This window comes from Novosphingobium sp. BL-S-24, from assembly GCF_055521575.1.
In genome coordinates, this window is record NZ_CM145488.1 from 815963 (window position 1) to 833498 (window position 17536).

16 protein-coding genes are annotated in these 17536 nt (G+C 61.4%); 9 read left to right on the forward strand and 7 right to left on the reverse strand.

The features are described 5' to 3' along the window. Positions 1-6 precede the first annotated feature (6 nt). Positions 7-1092 (reverse strand): NAD(P)/FAD-dependent oxidoreductase, encoded by a 1086-nt coding sequence (locus ACZ1JM_RS09120; RefSeq protein ID WP_465134507.1) that lies wholly within the window; start codon positions 1090-1092, stop codon positions 7-9. 5 nt (positions 1093-1097) lie between these two features. After that, positions 1098-2072, reverse strand: coding sequence for an alpha/beta fold hydrolase (locus ACZ1JM_RS09125; RefSeq protein WP_465134508.1), 975 nt, complete (start codon positions 2070-2072; stop codon positions 1098-1100). Positions 2073-2149: 77 nt separating this feature from the next. Here ACZ1JM_RS09125 and ACZ1JM_RS09130 point away from each other — a divergent pair, with 77 nt between their 5' ends. The 7 genes from ACZ1JM_RS09130 (at position 2150) to ACZ1JM_RS09160 (ending at position 9592) form a co-directional block, all read left to right on the forward strand. Then, positions 2150-2851 (forward strand): A24 family peptidase, encoded by a 702-nt coding sequence (locus tag ACZ1JM_RS09130; RefSeq protein ID WP_465134509.1) that lies wholly within the window; start codon positions 2150-2152, stop codon positions 2849-2851. An 88-nt stretch (positions 2852-2939) separates the two neighbouring features. Beyond that, entirely contained in the window at positions 2940-3941 is a 1002-nt protein-coding gene (gene cpaB, locus ACZ1JM_RS09135; protein WP_465134510.1) for a Flp pilus assembly protein CpaB, read from the forward strand. Then, positions 3941-5587: a type II and III secretion system protein family protein gene (locus ACZ1JM_RS09140; protein ID WP_465134511.1), complete on the forward strand. Its 1647-nt coding sequence runs from the start codon at positions 3941-3943 to the stop codon at positions 5585-5587. Before cpaB ends, ACZ1JM_RS09140 begins: the two co-directional genes overlap by 1 nt. A 14-nt stretch (positions 5588-5601) precedes the next feature. Beyond that, the gene (locus ACZ1JM_RS09145; RefSeq protein WP_465134512.1) at positions 5602-6264 is read left to right on the forward strand and encodes a CpaD family pilus assembly protein; all 663 of its coding nucleotides are present in this window, start codon (positions 5602-5604) and stop codon (positions 6262-6264) included. Between the two features lie 4 nt (positions 6265-6268). Beyond that, positions 6269-7543 (forward strand): pilus assembly protein CpaE, encoded by a 1275-nt coding sequence (locus ACZ1JM_RS09150; RefSeq protein WP_465135022.1) that lies wholly within the window; start codon positions 6269-6271, stop codon positions 7541-7543. A 38-nt stretch (positions 7544-7581) separates the two neighbouring features. After that, positions 7582-8553 carry a type II secretion system F family protein gene (locus ACZ1JM_RS09155; protein WP_465134513.1) on the forward strand — a complete coding sequence of 324 codons (972 nt, stop codon included), beginning with the start codon at positions 7582-7584 and terminating at the stop codon, positions 8551-8553. 22 nt (positions 8554-8575) lie between these two features. After that, positions 8576-9592: a type II secretion system F family protein gene (locus ACZ1JM_RS09160; RefSeq protein ID WP_465134514.1), complete on the forward strand. Its 1017-nt coding sequence runs from the start codon at positions 8576-8578 to the stop codon at positions 9590-9592. A 54-nt stretch (positions 9593-9646) separates the two neighbouring features. Here the strand turns inward: ACZ1JM_RS09160 and ACZ1JM_RS09165 are convergent, their stop codons facing one another. The 5 genes from ACZ1JM_RS09165 to ACZ1JM_RS09185 form a co-directional block, all read right to left on the reverse strand. Then, a complete protein-coding gene (locus ACZ1JM_RS09165) occupies positions 9647-10057 on the reverse strand; it encodes a hypothetical protein (RefSeq protein ID WP_465134515.1) in 411 nt (136 codons plus the stop codon). A gap of 66 nt (positions 10058-10123) precedes the next feature. Next, positions 10124-10384 (reverse strand): hypothetical protein, encoded by a 261-nt coding sequence (locus tag ACZ1JM_RS09170; protein ID WP_465134516.1) that lies wholly within the window; start codon positions 10382-10384, stop codon positions 10124-10126. Between the two features lie 15 nt (positions 10385-10399). Continuing rightward, positions 10400-11290, reverse strand: a complete 891-nt coding sequence (locus ACZ1JM_RS09175) for a phosphorylase family protein (RefSeq protein ID WP_465134517.1) — start codon at positions 11288-11290, stop codon at positions 10400-10402. Continuing rightward, positions 11280-11933: a TetR family transcriptional regulator gene (locus tag ACZ1JM_RS09180; RefSeq protein ID WP_465134518.1), complete on the reverse strand. Its 654-nt coding sequence runs from the start codon at positions 11931-11933 to the stop codon at positions 11280-11282. Before ACZ1JM_RS09180 ends, ACZ1JM_RS09175 begins: the two co-directional genes overlap by 11 nt. 5 nt (positions 11934-11938) lie before the next feature. After that, the gene (locus ACZ1JM_RS09185; protein WP_465134519.1) at positions 11939-12724 is read right to left on the reverse strand and encodes an SDR family oxidoreductase; all 786 of its coding nucleotides are present in this window, start codon (positions 12722-12724) and stop codon (positions 11939-11941) included. A 453-nt stretch (positions 12725-13177) separates the two neighbouring features. On the opposite strand from ACZ1JM_RS09185, the gene ACZ1JM_RS09190 reads away from it, so the two are divergent. Together ACZ1JM_RS09190 and ACZ1JM_RS09195 are read left to right on the forward strand one after the other, a co-directional pair. After that, positions 13178-16465, forward strand: a complete 3288-nt coding sequence (locus ACZ1JM_RS09190) for a TonB-dependent receptor domain-containing protein (protein WP_465134520.1) — start codon at positions 13178-13180, stop codon at positions 16463-16465. An 86-nt stretch (positions 16466-16551) separates the two neighbouring features. Continuing rightward, positions 16552-17517: a 2OG-Fe(II) oxygenase gene (locus tag ACZ1JM_RS09195; protein ID WP_465134521.1), complete on the forward strand. Its 966-nt coding sequence runs from the start codon at positions 16552-16554 to the stop codon at positions 17515-17517. The last annotated feature ends 19 nt before the right edge of the window (positions 17518-17536 follow it).

Sequence of the window (17536 nt, forward strand, 5' to 3'; positions counted from 1 at the left end):
CTGAAATCAGCTGAATCTGGCGGGTGAGTATGGGGCCGGATCGATGGCTCCAAGCTTCTCGCCAAGCAACAGGGCAGCGCCAAGGTCCGCTGCCGCAGGTGCAGTCTGGATACCGAACCCGCCCTGTCCGGCGAACCAGAAATAGGCATCGTTGCGCGGCGCAAAGCCATAGACCGGGAGGCGATCAGGGGCGAAGGAGCGCAAGCCCGCCCACCGGTGCTCCACCCGGGTAACGCGCCAGTCGACCACTTGCTGCAGCCGATCTATCGCCAAGGCGACATCGATTTCCTCGGGCGCGGCATCGCATGGTGCGCTGGGCGTCTCATCATGCGGACTCAGCCAGATGCGGCCGCTCTCCGGCTTGAAATAAAAGCCGCCACCAATATCCAGCACCAGTGGCAGGTCGCCGGGAACGGGATGATCCACGATCAACTGCGCAATCGTTCGGCGATAGGGCGTGATGCCCAGCGGATCGACACCCGCCACACGCGCCACCGTGTCAGCCCACGCACCGGCGGCATTGACCAGAATCGTCGCGCGAACACTTCGCCCGTCCGTCATGGTCAAATCCCACCCCGCTGGCGTTCGCCGCGCGGTCTGCAATCCCGCCCTGCACCATAACTCGACGCCCAAGGTCTGAGCCTGCGCCAGGTAGTGCTGATGGAGTGCCGCAACGTCGATATCGCACGTGCTTGGCTCGAGCGCCCCGCAAGTCCATTCGCGGCGCAAGCCCGGCACCCGATCCGCAATAGCTGCGCGATCGAGCAACTGCACATCCACACCGCGCGCTCGGAATTGCCGGGCAAAATTCTCAACCTGGGATTGCTGGCCCGCTCGTCCAAGCGTCAGCCCGCCGCGCTGCGTGAGCACGCCCAGATCACGCAGAACCGGACCGGATGCCGTGGTCAGGGGCTGCACCCCCGGCCCGCCGTAGCTTTCCGTCCAGAATGCTGCAGAACGGCCGGTGGCATGGTAGCCGGGACGGTCCTCGGCCTCCAGCATGAGAACGTGCGCTCGATCACCGATCGCAGCGGCAAGCGAAGCCCCTGCCATTCCAGCACCGACAATGACGATATCGAACACGGGCTCCATTGCGATCAGCCCCTAGCGGGGGCCGCCCGGTTCAGGAAGTCCCTGATCTCCGCGAGGGCACGATCGCGCACCGGATCGACTTCGCGCAGGATTTCATGCCGACATTCGCTGCCGAACGCGATGAGGTGCGCGTCAGGGATGCGCTCGGCCGCCTTGCGTATCGCACGCCACGACACCAGGCCATCGATGCTGGTACCCAGTAGGGCGACGGGGACTTTCACACACTCCAGCACGCCTTTGCCTTCAAGGAGGCGCATCGATGCAAGCGCGCGTTCTATCCAACCCCAGCTTGCCGCTCCCATGCCGATCACCGGTCGTTGGCGGCGCCACCAGTCTTCGTCGTCATAGCGTGATGCGTCATGCGTCAGCAGCAGGCTGCGCGCGGCCCGATCGGCACCGGGCTTTTCACCACCCTTCCACGCTGGCCGACGGGGATCACCCAGCCGCACGATGGTCCGTGCAAGGCGATGAAGGGCACGGCTGGGCACCCATGTCGGATGAATGCCCAGCATGGGAGCCGACAGCACCAATGCATCCGGCCTCACCACCGCTTCTGCCACAGCTCGCAAAGCGAGGTGGCCGCCCATCGAATGCGCGATCACAATATGCGGTCCGGGAGTGGCGGCGGCCCAATCGGCAAACAGGGCCGCAAAGTCGCCCACCCATACCGAGAAGTCCCGCACATGTCCGGTGGTCGCGTCTTTCCCCAAGCGGCCTGAGCCAGCCTGCCCGCGCCAGTCTGCCGACGTGATCTGCCAGCCTTCTCGATGCCAGCCGTCCAGCGTCTCCAGCCACTTTTCATACGCATCCCCCCTGCCCGGCATGAACAGGATCGACCCGCGTGGACTGTCAACCGACGCCGACCAGTCAATGCGGCGGAGCAGGTTCCCATCCGGCAACGCCCAACGTGATTCGCGGGCGGCGGCAGGGATGGCCCGGCGAGCGGGTGAAAGGCGGAAAGCGTTGAGGGCGGTTGACACGTGGTGGGCCGGTTGCCTTGGTTACTATTTGGTAGTGGTAGCCGTTGTAGATGCGTCCCGGACGAAGGGACAAGCGAATGTCGGGCGGTTATTTTGCGTACGCACTGCTGGCAGCCTTGGCAACCGGGCTGCTGATCGCCGCACTGACGGATCTGCGCCGACGGGAGATCAACAACTGGCTAACCCTTTCCATCGCGATCGCGGCTCCTTTGTGGTGGCTGGCGATGGGGTTCGGTCCGATGGACATCGCGTTCCAGATCGGGCTTGCGGTAGTGACGTTCGTCATCGCTTGCCTGCTGTTCGCCGCCGAACAGATGGGCGGCGGCGATGTGAAGCTGCTTGGCGCCCTTGCCCTCTGGTTTCCACTCGCCAGCTTCCTTGATCTGGTGATGCTGATGGCGCTCCTCGGCGGGGGCGCTTCCCTCGCGATGGCCGCTTTCAACATGCAGCGTCGGTCCGGCGAATCGGCGCGCGACGGTCTCGCCATGGTGGTTGCCGTCATGTGGGTCTGGTGTGCTTGCGCCATCGTTTATGCCGTTGCGATCGGAAGGCCAGTGATCGCGCCCGAAACGCTCAAGGCCATCGCCCGCGCCCTCCCCAGTGGCTGGATGATCCTGGCCATCGTACTCGCCATGATCGCCGCTCTGCTCTTCGGTTTCCGCCACATCATGCGCCGCCAGAAGTCGAGGTTGGAGATCCCGTACGGCATCGCGATCTCGGCATCCGGGCTGTGGGTGATGGGCGCGCAGACCCTCGTGAGCGTGAGCCTGGCGGCCTGAATCCTTATGGATCGGGGTGAACCCGTTCTTAACCATTTTGCTCGATAACCATGTTGTAGATCGGGGATTTTCAAGGGGCTTCCAAGCCATGGACAGGAAGAAGGTAGTGCTGCTCGCAGTGGCGCTGCTCATCGCAGCTTTCACCGCGTTTGCTGCACGCACGATGTTCGCCGGAGGCGCAGCCCCTCAGGCCGAAGCCGTCGCCGCACCGACCGGACCCAAGGTCCTGGTCGCGCAGCGCGCGCTGCCTGTCGGCACCATCATCACCGCCGATTCGGTTTCCTTTCAGGATTGGCCGAACGAGCTGGTGAAGGACGCCTACTACCTTGAGGGGCAGTCAGACATGGCCAAGCTGCTCGGAACCGTCGTGCGCTTTCCGATCACGGCGGGACAGCCCTTGACGCAGGGCGCGCTCGTCGCTCCCGGCGATCGCGGATTTCTGGCCGCCGCACTGGCTCCGGGCATGCGCGCCATCACCATTCCGGTTTCGGCCAAGACAGGCGTCGGCGGGTTCATCTTCCCAGGCGACCGCGTGGACCTCATGCTGACGCAGGACGTCAAGGGCGGCGGTGACGGAGACTCGCTGCGGACCACCGAAACGATCCTGCGCAACTTGCGGGTTCTGGCAACCGATCAGGCGACGGACAGCGAAGTCGTGGACGGCAAGACCGTGGTTCATGCCTTCAACACCGTGACGGTCGAAGTTACCCCGCGCATCGCCGAGAAAGTGGCCGTTGCGCAGGAAATCGGCCAGATCAGTCTGTCCTTGCGCGCCATTGCCGACAACCAGGGCGAATTCGAGCGCATCCTCGCCAATGGCGACGTCAAGGTTCCCGAAGGCGCCACGCGCCAGCAGGAAGAAGCCTTGATGAAGCAGGCGATGGACAAACCGATCGATGGAAACACCACCTATGTCACCGGCGGAGACGTATCCCGCTTCCAGCGCTCGACCCGGCCCAGCGCCCCGGCACCGCAGATGATGGCAGCCCCGCAAATGGCCGGCGCACCTGCGGCTCCCGTACGAACCGGCCCCGTCGTCCGCGTCACTCGCGGCAAGGCTACCACTGTCGAACCGGTCGGGAAGCAGTGATGCCCGTCTGCACCCATCTTCGGCCAGCAGCCTTCCCCTTCTCCGCCTTTGAGGGCATCCAGATGAAGCCTAGCCTGAAAAAGCCTGCACGCGCGCTGAAGACCATGCTGTCGGCATGTGCTGTCGCATCGTTGACGGTCGCCATGGCCGGTCCGGCCGCCGCACAGTCGGTCAGCCAGCCGATGCAGGACATCCAGCTTTCGATCGGCAACGGCCAGCTGATCAACCTTCCCGGTTCGATGGCCGACGTCTTTGTCGCCAACGACTCCGTGGCCGACGTGCAAGTGAAGTCGGCACGCCAGCTCTACGTCTTCGGCAAGGGCGGCGGCACCACCACCGTTTATGCCAGCAACGCGGCGGGCGCAGTGGTCTGGTCGGGTACGGTTCGCGTGGGGTCAAACCTCGACAGCGTCGACTCGATGCTGCGCATGGCCATGCCGGATGCGAAGATCGCTGTCTCGACGATGGGATCGAACACGTTCCTACTCACCGGCACCGTCCGCTCGCCGGAAGACGCTGCCGAAGCCGAGCGCCTGATCCAAGCGTATGCCGGCAAGGAAGCCAACGTCATCACCCGCCTGCGCACCGCGACACCTATGCAGGTCAACCTGCAGGTCCGCATCGCGGAAGTTAGCCGCTCGCTGGTCAAGTCGCTCAGCGTCAAACTTTCGACTCTCGACGGCACTGGTGGTTTCAAGTTCGGCATCGGCCAGGGCGGCGGCGTCGGAGGACAGTTCTACCCCGGCCGAGTACTCGGCGTCGGCACGGGCGCAACCTCACAATACGGTATTGACCCAACCACGGGTGAGATCGCCAGCCTTCCCGGCAGCAACATTCCCGGCTCCCCCTCTGCCACGACGTTGGGTCTTGCCGGCAGATTCTTGGGCATGAACATTTTAGGCGCCCTAGATGCCGGTGAAACCGTCGGCTTGGTCAGCACGCTCGCCCAACCCAATCTCACCGCGCTTTCGGGTGAAACCGCTGAGTTTCTGGCAGGCGGCGAGTTCCCCATTCCGTTGGCTCAGGGTCTTGGCAATACGACCGTCGAATACAAAAAGTACGGCGTCAGCCTAAGTTATACCCCGACCGTTCTGACCAACGGCCGCATTTCCATGCGCGTCCGACCCGAAGTGTCCGAGCTTTCCAATGAAGGTGCTGTTTCGCTAGGTGGCTATACCATTCCGGCGCTGACGACTCGACGCACCGAAACGACGATCGAACTGGGTTCGGGTCAGAGCTTCATGATCGCCGGCCTGCTGTCGAACAATACGCAGAACACGATCCAGAAGCTGCCGGGTGCGGGCGATCTGCCGATCCTGGGGTCGCTGTTCCGCTCGACCAGCTATCGTCGCGGAGAGACCGAACTGGTCATCATCGTCACGCCGTATTTGGTGAACCCGGTCAATTCGTCATCGCAGATCGCATTGCCTACCGACGGCTTCAATTCGCCGGACGAGCTGCAGCGCATCATCGGCAACATGGCAAGCGATGGCGTCAGCGGCGCCCAGCGCCCCGAGGCGACGAGCCAAGCACCGCCTCAAGGGCCAGGTACCCCCCTCGGAGCAGCCCCGTCGGCCAATCAACGAAAGTCGGCAAAGCGCGCCAGCCCTGAGGCCGCCGCCAAGCCCGGCTTCAGCCTGAAGTGAGAGAGGTTTTCACCATGCGCAAACACGCAACTGTCGGCCGCAAAGGTGCCACCGGCCTCGCGCTGATCCTCGGCCTGTCCCTTTCGGCATGTGTCGGCGGCGTTTCGCACAACCGCTCGATGGACTCGGTCCATCAGCCGATCGTCGAAAAGTCTGACTACATGCTCGACCTCAACACAAGTGGATCGGACGGTCTTGCTTACGGTGAGCGTGAGCGACTTGCCGGATGGTTCGGCGCAATGGGCCTGAAATATGGCGACCGGATCGCGATCGACGATCCTGCCGCTGGCCCGGCGACCCGCGAGACCGTCGAAGCCGTGGCCTCGCGCTATGGTCTTGTGGTGGACGAGCACGCGCCGCCCACCGCAGGCGCTATGGCACCTGGCACGGTGCGTATCGTCATGAGCCGTGCACGCGCTTTCGTTCCGGGGTGCCCCGATTGGTCCTCCAACAGCGATGGCAATCCGACCAACGGCTTGTCCAGCAACTTCGGCTGCGCGATCAACACGAACCTTGCCGCGATGGTCGCCAACCCAACCGACTTGCTCCACGGCGAGCAGGATACCGGTACGACGACGACGATGACCTCGAACAAGGCGATCAACGCCTATCGTGCCGCCACGCCCACCGGTCGCGGCGGGGCCGGCGTCAATCAAGTCAACTCGAAGGAAGACTAAGGTGATGAACGCACCCTGGAAATCGGGCGGACCCGCCAGTCGCGACCAGTTCGCGGCCTTCGTTTGCGACGACTCCTCGCTCGACGTCATTCGTTCGGTGGCAGTCGATCTCGGGTGGCAGTCGGAAAAATGCCACAAGGGCGGCCTGCGCAACGCCGTGCAATCACTGTCGATCACCGCCAGCCCCAATATCCTGCTGGTGGATTTGTCCGAAAGTGGCGATCCGCTGAGCGACATCAACGCGCTGGCCGAAGTGTGCGAGCCGGGCACGGTCGTCGTCGCCATCGGTCAGGTCAATGACGTTCGCCTTTACCGCGATCTGGTGGCAAGCGGCATCCACGATTACATGCTCAAGCCCCTATCGGCATCCCAGGTGCGCGACACCCTGGCGCAGGCGCAGTCCGTCTTTGCCGCGCCGCGTGTTCAGGACGCAGGTTCGGGCAAGCCCCACATTTCGACTGCGGTCATCGGCACGCGCGGCGGGGTCGGCGCGTCGACGCTGGCAACGTCGCTCGCCTGGCTGTTCAGCGGGGATCACAAGCGGCCGACCGCTCTGCTTGACCTCGACATCCACTTCGGCACAGGCGCACTCTGCCTCGATCTGGAGCCGGGACGCGGGCTTACCGATGCCATCGAAAACCCCAGCCGCATCGACGGACTGTTCATCGAACGCGCGATGATCCGCGCTAACGATAACCTTGCCATCCTGTCGGCCGAAGCGCCAATCAACGCGCCACTGATGACGGACGGTTCGGCCTTCGTGCAACTGGAGGAGGAATTCCGCCAGGCGTTCGAAATGACGGTAGTCGATCTGCCGCGCAACATGCTGATCAACTTTCCGCAACTCGTCACCAACCTCAACGTCGTGGTGCTCGTAACCGAAATGACGCTGGCGTCGGCGCGTGATGCGATCCGTATGCTGTCCTGGCTGCGCGCTAATGCCAAGGAGACGCGCGTCATCGTCGTGGCGAACAAGGTGCAGACGGCGCTGGCGGAGATCTCGAAGGCGGATTTCGAAGCCTCGATCGAGACGAAGATCGACTTCCTGATTCCTTATGATCTCAAGGCTGCATCCATGGCTGCGAAATTGGGTCAGACCTTCGCCGATGCAAATCGCGCCACCAAGGCAGGCAGCGTGATGCGCGATCTGGCCGGCATGATCAGCGAAACGGAAAATGCCGTGGCACCCTCGGGCAGCAAGTCTTCGCTGCTCGGCAAGATCGACTTCAAGGCCATGATGTCCAAATCGAAGAAGAAAACGCCGGCCGCGACGCAGTGATGCATCGCAAACGGCGCACGTAAAGGCACGGCTGGGTTATGGACATTTTTCCTCTGATCATGGTGTTCGCCGGGGTTGCGGGCGTGGGTCTGCTGATCTTCGCGGCATTTTCGGGGCCATCGGCGACCAAGGAATCCACCCGTCGCCTGAAGTCCGTCCGGGCCCGTCATTCGGAGAATACGACAGATCGGCTGGAAGCGCAGATGCGCCGGGCAGTCGCCGCGCGCAAACCGCGCATGCACCAGATTGCCGGATCGAACTCGCGTATAGAAGCGCTGGCTCTGCGGCTGCATCGTTCCGGCAAGAAGTGGACCCTCTCGCAATATATCTACGGGTCGCTGGCGTTGGGTGGAGTGGTTGCCGCACTTATCTTTCTTAAGACTGGCGCTCTGTTGCTTGGCCTGGCGGTTGGCGCGTTCGTTGGGGCGGGCCTGCCGCACATGGTCGTCAACTTCTTTATCAACAAGCGCACGAATGCATTCACGGTCAAGTTTGCCGATGCCATCGACTTGCTGGTCCGCGGCCTCCGATCGGGCCTGCCGGTGTCAGAGACGCTGATGATCGTGTCGCAGGAGATCCCCGGCCCGGTCGGAGAAGAATTCAAGCTCATCACCGATCGCATGAAAGTCGGCAAGACGATGGAGGATGCGCTCCAGAACACTGCCGATCGCCTGGGCATACCGGAGTTCAACTTCTTCTGCATCACGCTCGCGATTCAACGCGAGACCGGCGGCAACCTCGCTGAAACACTCGCCAACCTGTCGGACGTGCTGCGCAAGCGCGCGCAGATGAAGCTCAAGATCCGGGCGATGAGCTCAGAATCCAAGGCGTCCGCCTACATTGTCGGATCGCTGCCCTTTATCGTGTTCACTATGATCTGGTGGATCAGCCCTCAATATATCGGCGAATTCTTCATCGACGAGCGTCTGATCGTGGCCGGTATCGGCGCGGCGGTATGGATGGGCATCGGCGCTTTCATCATGGCCAAGATGGTCAGCTTCGAAATCTGATCGAGGGACGCAGGACAAGACCATGATGGACCAACCCGCCGGCCCCACCCTTCTCGGCTTCGACGTCACTCTCGTCGGCACCCTGCTGTCGATCGTGGCCGCTGCATCCGTAATCCTGGCGATCTATTCCGCCATCACCATCCGCGATCCGATGGCCAAGCGCGTGAAGGCGCTCAACCAGCGGCGCGAGCAATTGAAAGCGGGCATCGTCACCACAGCCCGCAAGCGCCAGAGCCTTGTCCGCCGTAACGACACTACCGACAAGATGGGTGCGTTCCTTGGCGGCGCCAAAATGTTGCAGGACAGCCAGATCAAGGCGATCCAGCAAAAGCTGGCACAGGCCGGTATCCGCAACAAGGAATGGGCCGTCGCGGTCGTGCTCGCCCGGCTTGTCGCGCCGATCGTGCTGGGCGGCATTGCCGCGCTGCTGATCTACGGGATTGAGTATTTTCCTGAATGGGGTTCGTTCAAGCGGTTCATGGCCTTCGCATTCATGGTGTTGGCCGGGTACAAGGGGCCGGATATCTTCATCCAGAACCGTGTCACCAAGCGTACCGACGCGATCCGCAAGGGCCTGCCTGACGCGCTCGACCTGCTGGTCATCTGCGCGGAAGCTGGCTTGACCGTGGACGCCGCATTCGAACGCGTGTCGCGCGAACTTGGCCGAGCGTACCCGGAACTGGGCGACGAATTCTCGATGACGTCGATCGAACTGTCGTTCCTTACCGAGCGTCGCCAGGCATTCGAAAACTTGGCCTATCGCGTCAATCTTGATGCCGTGAAAGGCGTGGTCACCACCATGGTGCAGACGGAGCGCTACGGCACGCCGCTAGCGTCGGCCTTGCGTGTGCTGTCAGCCGAATTCCGCAACGAACGCATGATGCGGGCAGAGGAAAAGGCAGCGCGCCTTCCTGCGATCATGACGGTGCCATTGATCCTGTTCATCCTGCCGACGCTGTTCGTGGTCATCCTCGGACCCGCGGCGTGCTCAATCTCGGACGCTTTCTCCGGCGGCGATCCCCACCCGCCGAAAGGCTGACCTCGTTAGATTGCCCACCGCTGCCGTTTTGCAGGCTCGGTGGGCATGGAACGTTCAGAGAGCAGGCAGGCAAACCCGCATTTCGTCCTTGATGGTCGAACTTGCCTTGTAGCGCGCGATGAACGAGGCGTACCTCGCATCACGCTCGGGCTGCTTTCCGCCGTACTTCGTAATCGTGACGACCTCGCTTCCGGAAAGTGCCGAAGCGGAACCACGCGGGTTAACGACCCGGGCAATGCGTGTCACCGTGGCGCTTCCCTTGCGGGCATACCACGCCGTATGATCGACGACTGCGCGTTCGAACTCGGCCATCTTGCCAGGCTTGATCGCGTTGCGACGGATTGTCGCGTACTGCGTTCCAGGCGGACAAGGTGCTTCCATCCGACGCTCGGCCTGCTGGGCATACGCAGGCATTGCGAAAATCAGGGTCAGAGCCAATGCGGTAAGAAAGTATTTCGACGTCAAAGTGCAGTCCCCCAAATATTCGACAGCGGGACCTAAGCCAGCCGAACCGGCCAGCGAGGTTAAAATTCAGACAGGCGTTTCGACCAGTTCTGCGATCTCGAAGCGATAGTCGATCCACCCGCGAATGCGCGCACCGTCGCCAGCCGCCGCGCGCTTCTTCTTCGCTTCGGCCAGCGATCGTGTGTGGCCCCAGAACACTTCGGTCCTGCCGTTCTGCAATTGAGCGACGATCCGCCAGTAATGGGTGAACGGATCTGTCGTCGGACCGATCGTCTTGACGTAGCCGTCAGGCATCGTCGCAGTAAGATAACGCTTCTTCCTCGCCATCGCGAAACCAGCCGCTCAGGGGCGATCCGCCAGCACCCGCCGGGCGACGGCGTCGAGACGGGTGGCCATTTGCGCATCCCGGTGCGTGGGCGACGTGATTATCGCATGATCCAGCGCCCGATCGATCGCGCTCGGCTCACGATGTTCCGGCAGTGATGCCGCCAAAGCGGCCAACATACCCCGCGCAATGTCGGCATTCCCGCGCATCACGTCCAGCACATGGCTGACTTCCACACCCGCCTCGTCCTCGCGCCAGCAGTCATAGTCCGTAACCATGCCTAGCAACGCGTATGGCAGTTCCGCCTCCCGCGCGAGCCGCGCCTCGGGCATTGCGGTCATTCCGATTACATCGCCGCCCCATGCGCGATACATGCGACTCTCCGCGCGAGTGGAAAACTGCGGCCCCTCAATCGCGACGTAACACCCGGAGGGGTGCACCACTCCGCCGACTTTCCGCGTCGCGTCGCCCATGTATCTGGCCAGGCAAGGGCATATCGGATCAGCCAGGCTGACATGAGCGACGAAGCCCTCGCCGAAAAAGCTGCCTTCCCGCCGCGTCGTGCGATCGATGAACTGGTCGACTGTCACGAACTGCCCCGGCACCATCTCCTCGCGCAAGGACCCTACCGCCGACAAAGCGATCACATCCGTCACGCCGCAACGTTTCAGGACGTCGATGTTGGCACGATAGTTTACCTCTCCGGGAGGGATGGAGTGCCCCGCCCCATGCCGCGCGATGAAGGTGAAGCGGACCTTGCCTATGTGTCCGGTGGTGATCGGCCCGGATGGCGGGCCGAACGTGCTCGCGACCTCAATCTCCTGCATGTCGTCCATGATCACACCGGAAGCGAGGCCCGACCCGCCGATCACGCCGATATGCCATCGATGAGCCTGTTCAGTGCGCAAGGATGCCAGCCATGATGATGTCGATGGTATGTTCGCGGTACCGGTCGCGCAGTTCCTCGGTCAGGGAGTCCTGATCAAAGCAATGCTTGAGGACCAGGCGGGCGGAAAAGAACCGATCCACGGCGCCCGTCACAGTGAAGTAGAAAAGCTGCGGATCGATCTCTCGAAAGACTGACGCCTTCACTCCATCGCCGATCAACTGTTCATAGGCGCGGTAGATGGGCGACAGATAACAATCGGCGATCCGCCGCGCTTCGGTATCGTCGCTTTCGCGCACCATGCGCATGGTCAGCCGGTTGAGGTACGGCACTTCGTAGAACGTATCGACGACCTTCCACAAATGGCGCCGAAGCTTGGCCTCAGGCTCCCATCCATCCTTCGCCAGCAGCGCATCGACGCTGCTGACGATTGACTGCCAGTCCCGATCAAGCAGTGCCTTCAGGAGTCCGGCCTTGTTGCCGAAATAATACTTCACCAGCGCTGAGTTCAGACCCGACCGCAGCGACAGTTCCGAAAGGGAGATGTCCACCACATCACCGTCCCGCATAATAGCGCTGGCGGTATCGAGCAGCATAGCCCGCGCTCCGGGCGGAACCGTAACGGCGGCATCATTTGCAGCCACAGTGATCGGACGTTCTTTCATTAGACCTATTTCGGCCCCATTCGGATCGCGCCGTCAAGGCGAATGCTTTCGCCATTCATGTAGTCGTGCTCGAGAAGAAACAGCGCGAGCTTCGCGTATTCCTCGGCTTTGCCCAGCCGCTTTGGAAACGGCACCATTGCTGCAAGTGCGTCCTGAACGCCCTGCGGCATGCCAGCCATCATCGGCGTTTCAAAGATGCCGGGCAGGATCGTATTGACCCGGATGCCTTCGCTCATCAGGTCCCGAGCGACAGGAAGCGTCATCGCCAGAACGCCGCCCTTCGATGCGGCATAGGCGGCTTGGCCGATCTGACCATCCTGGGCAGCGACGGAGGACGTATTGACGATCGCCCCCCTTGATCCCGCAGCGTCGACAGGCTCCAGCGTAGCCATCCCGGCAGCCGACTTGCTGATGCAGCGGAAGGTACCGACCAGGTTGATGGCGATCGCCTTTTCGAACAGCGCCATGTCGTGACAGCGAGGCTCCCCGGTTTCGCGGTTCTTGCCCACGGTCTTGGCAGCAGGCGCAATACCGGCGCAGTTGACGAGCACACGCTCTTGACCATGCGCCGCACGCGCTTTGGTAAACCCGGCGACTACGCTCTCCTCGTCGGTCACGTTGACCGCGCAGAATACGCCGCCGATCTCGCGGGCGAGAGCCTCGCCCACCTCCGCATTAAGATCGAATATCGCCACCTTCACGCCCTGCGATGACAGCGCCCGTGCAGTCGCTGCGCCAAGCCCCGATGCGCCGCCGGTAACGACTGCGGCCACACTCTGATCCAGATTCATGCAGGCTCCTTATAGTTATGTGCGACACCCCGCCCAACACAGCCAAGATCGCTCAATTTAACTAAGCGATTAAATCGCCAGGCGCTACCACATAAACACGTTGTGCAGCCAAAGCAGCGCAACGCAACGGTGTGTCTCTGCAGCCTCGCGTTACGCAATTTTTAGTGGCGTGTTTACGTCTTCTCAATCTGTCTGTTGTTTAAGCTAACTAGCTAAATTCATTGCTACTCTGTTTCCTGACCCAACACCTGCATCCGTAGCTGTGGCGCCACTGCAACAGCCGTTCGACCAAATTACCACCGTCGCCAAATTGCATTGAAAGCGTGCCCTTGTGGAGCAACAACCCCTTCCTATGGCAGCAGGGCGTCCATCGCTCGTAAGCCGGCAACGGGTCATCTCATCAGGTCTGGTCACGCTCCTGGTAAGGCGAACGAAGCAACAAGGGACACATAAGTGAAAACAACTATCCAGAAAGCCGCCCTGCGCGGCGCGACCAGCCTGTCGGCCGTCGCCCTGCTGTGCGGCACTGCATATGCGCAAGATACTGCCGCTCCCCAGACGGCAGATGAAGCCGAAACTGCCCAAGCCATCGTCGTCACCGGATCGCGCATCCGCTCCGCCAACCTGGAATCGACCAATCCGGTCACTGTGGTCACCGGCGAACAGTTCTTCCAGACTGGGCAGGTGTCCGTGGGCGACGTGCTCAACGAGCTGCCGCAGCTGCGCAATACATTCAGCCAGCAGAACTCCACCCGCTTCCTCGGCACGCGCGGCCTGAACCTGCTCGACCTTCGCGGCCTTGGTTCGGTTCGTACCCTAGTGCTGGTGAACGGTCGCCGCCACGTTGCGGGCGACATTCTTTCGACGGGCGTTTCGGTGGACGTCAACACGATCCCGACAGACCTGATCGAGAGCACCGAAGTTCTTACCGGTGGCGCCTCGGCCATTTATGGTTCTGACGCTATCGCCGGCGTGGTCAACTTCAAGCTGAAGACGAATTACGAAGGGCTGCAGATCCGCGGTCAGAACGGCATTTCGAAGTACAACGATGCCGGCAACCAGTACGTTTCCGCTCTTGCAGGCAAGAACTTTGCCGATGGTCGCGGCAACATCGCGCTGAACCTGGAATTCGCACATCAGTCGCAATACGACGCTACGGGACGCCCCCTCGCGCGTCAGGATGGCTTCGTCACGGTCGACACCGATCCTGCGTCAGCTCCCAGCGACGGCATCGCTGACCGTCAGTTCTTCCGTGACATCCGCTCGGGCACCATCTCGCTCGGTGGCTTGACTTCGTTCCGCTACGGCGGCGCCAACGGGCCATGCGGTGGAGCAGGAGGATCGGCCTTCACTTGCACGGCGCTGTTCCAGCCGGACGGCACACTCGTTCCTCAAACAGGGCAGCGGGTCGGCATCGGTCCAAATGGTTCATTCATCGGGGGTAACGGCATCACCGGTCGTGAAGGCCAGTTGCTGACGCTGTCGCCTGACCTCAAGCGCTACTCGGCCAACCTGATCGGCCACTTCGAAGTAAGCCCTGCCTTCGTCCCCTTCTTCGAAGCAAAGTACGTTCGTACGGAAGCTCGTGGTTCGCAGAGCGGTCCTTTCTTCTCGCAGGGCACTACACTGGGTGATGGCGTATCTGGCATCAGCGGCTTCGCTGGTCAGTATGACCGCTCATTCGCAAACGGCTCCTATGATGAAGACGGTGTTCTTCTCCCTACCGCAGTAAATCGCGAGGGCGTTCGACTCGACAATCCATACTTGTCCGTCTCTGCACGCTCGACGATTGCTGCTCAGCTTGCTGCCTCGATTAATTCGGGCGTCAACCCCAACACTGGAGCGGCTTTCAAGACCGCAACGAACACGGTCGAACAGGCTGCAGCAAACCAGGCTGCCGCTCTCGCCCAGGTCGCTGCTGGAACGTACCGCTTTGGCCTGCGGCGCAACTGGCTTGATCTGGGTATCCGCGACGAAAACATCCGTCGCGAGACCTATCGTGCAGTCGTCGGTGTACGTGGCGACTTCAACGATGGCTGGAACTATGAACTCTCCGCGAACTACGGCGAGTTCAAGGAACGCAACCAGATCCAGGGCAACGTCAACGTTCAGCGCTTCCTGCTCGCGCAAGACACCGTTCGTGACGCTACGGGCACCATCCGTTGCCGCGCGCAGGTGGATCCGAACTATGCCGGTTCCGACCTTGGCGGGAACCCGGCCGTTCTGGCTGCCGATATCGCCGGATGCGTTCCGCTCAACCCGTTCGGTCAGGGATCGGTTAGCGACGCAGCTCGCCAGTATTTGCTGGTTCCTTCGGTTGCGACCGGCAAGATCACGCAGTTCGTGGCATCGGCGTTCGTCGCTGGTGACTCGAGCAAGTGGTTCGAACTGCCAGGCGGTCCGATCGGCTTCTCGGTCGGCGGCGAATATCGCCGTGAAACGAACCGGTACGACCTGGACGATCTGACCCAGGCCGGATACGCGTTTTACAACGCCATTCCTTCGTTCACCGCTCCGGCGTTCGAAGTGAAGGAAGCATACGGCGAAATCCGCGTGCCGATCCTCAAGGACATGCCGTTCTTCCGCGAGCTGACGCTGACCGGTTCAGGCCGTATTGCAGACTATAAGGGTGCGACCGGCACGGTCTACGCTTATGGCGGTGGTATCGACTGGCGTCCGATCGAAGACGTTCGTCTTCGTGGTACTTACTCGCGTTCGGTGCGTGCTCCAAACTTGTCCGAACTCTACTCGGCTCAGGGTCAGAATTTCGCTCCGAACTTCGTCGATCCGTGCTCGTCGCGCAACATCGGTACTGGCTCGGCCAACCGGGCTGCAAACTGCGCGGCTGCAGGAGTGCCCACCAGCTACGACTACGTATACTCGCAGTCGCTGGAGACGATTTCTGGCGGCAACCCACTGTTGACAGCAGAAAAGTCCGACTCGTACACCGCTGGTATCGTTTTCCAGCCTTCGTTCGTTCCGGGCTTCTCGATTTCCGTCGATTACTACGACATCACGGTCAACAATGTGATCTCGTCGATCAACGCACAGCAGGTTGCCAACCTCTGCTACGACTCGTCGTCGTTGAGCAACCAGTTCTGCGGCCTGTTCCAGCGTGCTGGCGCAGGTGGTGGTCCTCGCGGTGAACAGGCCTACCAGATCCTGGAAGGCACGCTGCTTGAATCGTCGGCTAACTTCGCCAAGCTGAAGGCACGCGGTATCGACACAAGCGTGAACTACCGTCGTGACTTCGATTGGGGTCAGTTGAACTTGGGTGTCGTGTGGACGCGCGTTCTGCAGCGCGACGATTACACCAACCCGGATGATCCAAGCTTCCGCGATCAGATCCTGGAAGAACTGGGCGATCCCAAGAACCAGGTTAACCTCAACAGCAGCCTCAAGGTCGGTCGGGTTACGTTCGGTTACCAGATGCGCTGGATCGACAAGATGTACCTCAACACTTACGAAGACTACAACTCGGTCAACGGTCTGCCTCCGCAGAACCCAGACTTTGCGCCGGTCGCGAAGTACCCGGATGTGTTCTATCACGACATCCGCCTCGACGTTGACGTAAGCGACAAGTTCAATCTGTACCTTGGCGTTGATAACGTAGGCAATAAAATGCCTCCGTTTGGCCTCACGGGTGTCGGAAATGGCTTGAATACTGCTGCCAATGGCGGTGCCGGTATTTATGATGTCCGTGGACGCTACATGTACGCGGGCTTCGTCGCCAAGCTTTGATATAAACCTTTTTCGTAATACTTCAGGGCCGGTGGAGCGATCCACCGGCCCTTTCTTTTGTGCAGCGGAGACGGCAGGTTACAAAAATGAGTGTCATAAGTAGCAGGGCCACCGATGCCTTGGCCAAAAACCGTCCTGCCGAAGCAAGCGATCTGGCGCACGAAGGTGCTGCGGCTGGTGACGCGGACTCGCTAGCGCTATTGGCGCAATGGAGGCTCATCGGGCATCCTACCCCTCGCGATCTACCGGAAGCGCGGCGCTTGCTACGTCAGGCGGTGCTTCTTGGGCACGAAGATGCAGCACTGATGGAAGTAGCACTATGCGCGAATGGGACCGGGGATTCACCCAACTGGCCGGCCGCGGTTTCTTTGCTTCAACAAGCTGCCGCGCGGTATGGAGGGGCTGCGGCTGATGATCTGGCTATGCTTTCAAGGATGGCGATCGACGCCTCAGGATACCCCACAAAACTTCCGGATCCGGAGTTTCTGGGCGACGATTGGCACGTCAAGCGCTGGCGCCAGTTCGTCACCCAAGAAGAGTGCGCGCATATAGCCATGTCGGTGCGCGATCTGCTGGGGCCCTCCATTGTTGCGGACCCCCGCACAGGTCGGGCCATCCCGCATCCGGTACGAAACTCCTCCGCTGCGGTCTTGGGACCAACACGGGAAAGCCTGCCCATCCAGGCGATCCTGCAGCGTATCGCAGCAGCGACTGGCACAGGTGTCGCCCAAGGCGAGCCGCTTAACGTGCTGCATTATTCCCCCGGCCAGGAATATCGCCCTCACATGGATACCTTACCGCTCGAACCCAACCAGCGGATCGTGACGGCGCTCATCTATCTTAACACCGGTTACGTCGGCGGAGAGACGAAGTTCCCTTCCGTCAAACTGTCCGTGGCGGGATCCGGGTGCGACATGATCGCATTCTCTAACGTAAGAGCAGACGGCTCCCCTGATCCGCGCAGTCAGCACGCAGGCGCTCCTGTGCGTGATGGAGTGAAGTGGGCGGCCACCCGCTGGATACGGGCCGAAGACTACAACGTCTGGAAATAAAATGACCGGGCCATCCTCG

Bases quoted from the DNA above. Each gene is read 5' to 3' on its own strand.
- ACZ1JM_RS09120 (WP_465134507.1), bottom strand. From the start codon at position 1,092: ATGGAGCCCGTGTTCGATATCGTCATTGTCGGTGCTGGAATGGCAGGG.
- ACZ1JM_RS09130 (WP_465134509.1), top strand. From the start codon at position 2,150: ATGTCGGGCGGTTATTTTGCGTACGCACTGCTGGCAGCCTTGGCAACC.
- cpaB (WP_465134510.1), top strand. From the start codon at position 2,940: ATGGACAGGAAGAAGGTAGTGCTGCTCGCAGTGGCGCTGCTCATCGCA.
- ACZ1JM_RS09140 (WP_465134511.1), top strand. From the start codon at position 3,941: ATGCCCGTCTGCACCCATCTTCGGCCAGCAGCCTTCCCCTTCTCCGCC.
- ACZ1JM_RS09145 (WP_465134512.1), top strand. From the start codon at position 5,602: ATGCGCAAACACGCAACTGTCGGCCGCAAAGGTGCCACCGGCCTCGCG.
- ACZ1JM_RS09150 (WP_465135022.1), top strand. From the start codon at position 6,269: ATGAACGCACCCTGGAAATCGGGCGGACCCGCCAGTCGCGACCAGTTC.
- ACZ1JM_RS09155 (WP_465134513.1), top strand. From the start codon at position 7,582: ATGGACATTTTTCCTCTGATCATGGTGTTCGCCGGGGTTGCGGGCGTG.
- ACZ1JM_RS09160 (WP_465134514.1), top strand. From the start codon at position 8,576: ATGATGGACCAACCCGCCGGCCCCACCCTTCTCGGCTTCGACGTCACT.
- ACZ1JM_RS09170 (WP_465134516.1), bottom strand. From the start codon at position 10,384: ATGGCGAGGAAGAAGCGTTATCTTACTGCGACGATGCCTGACGGCTAC.
- ACZ1JM_RS09180 (WP_465134518.1), bottom strand. From the start codon at position 11,933: ATGAAAGAACGTCCGATCACTGTGGCTGCAAATGATGCCGCCGTTACG.
- ACZ1JM_RS09185 (WP_465134519.1), bottom strand. From the start codon at position 12,724: ATGAATCTGGATCAGAGTGTGGCCGCAGTCGTTACCGGCGGCGCATCG.
- ACZ1JM_RS09195 (WP_465134521.1), top strand. From the start codon at position 16,552: ATGAGTGTCATAAGTAGCAGGGCCACCGATGCCTTGGCCAAAAACCGT.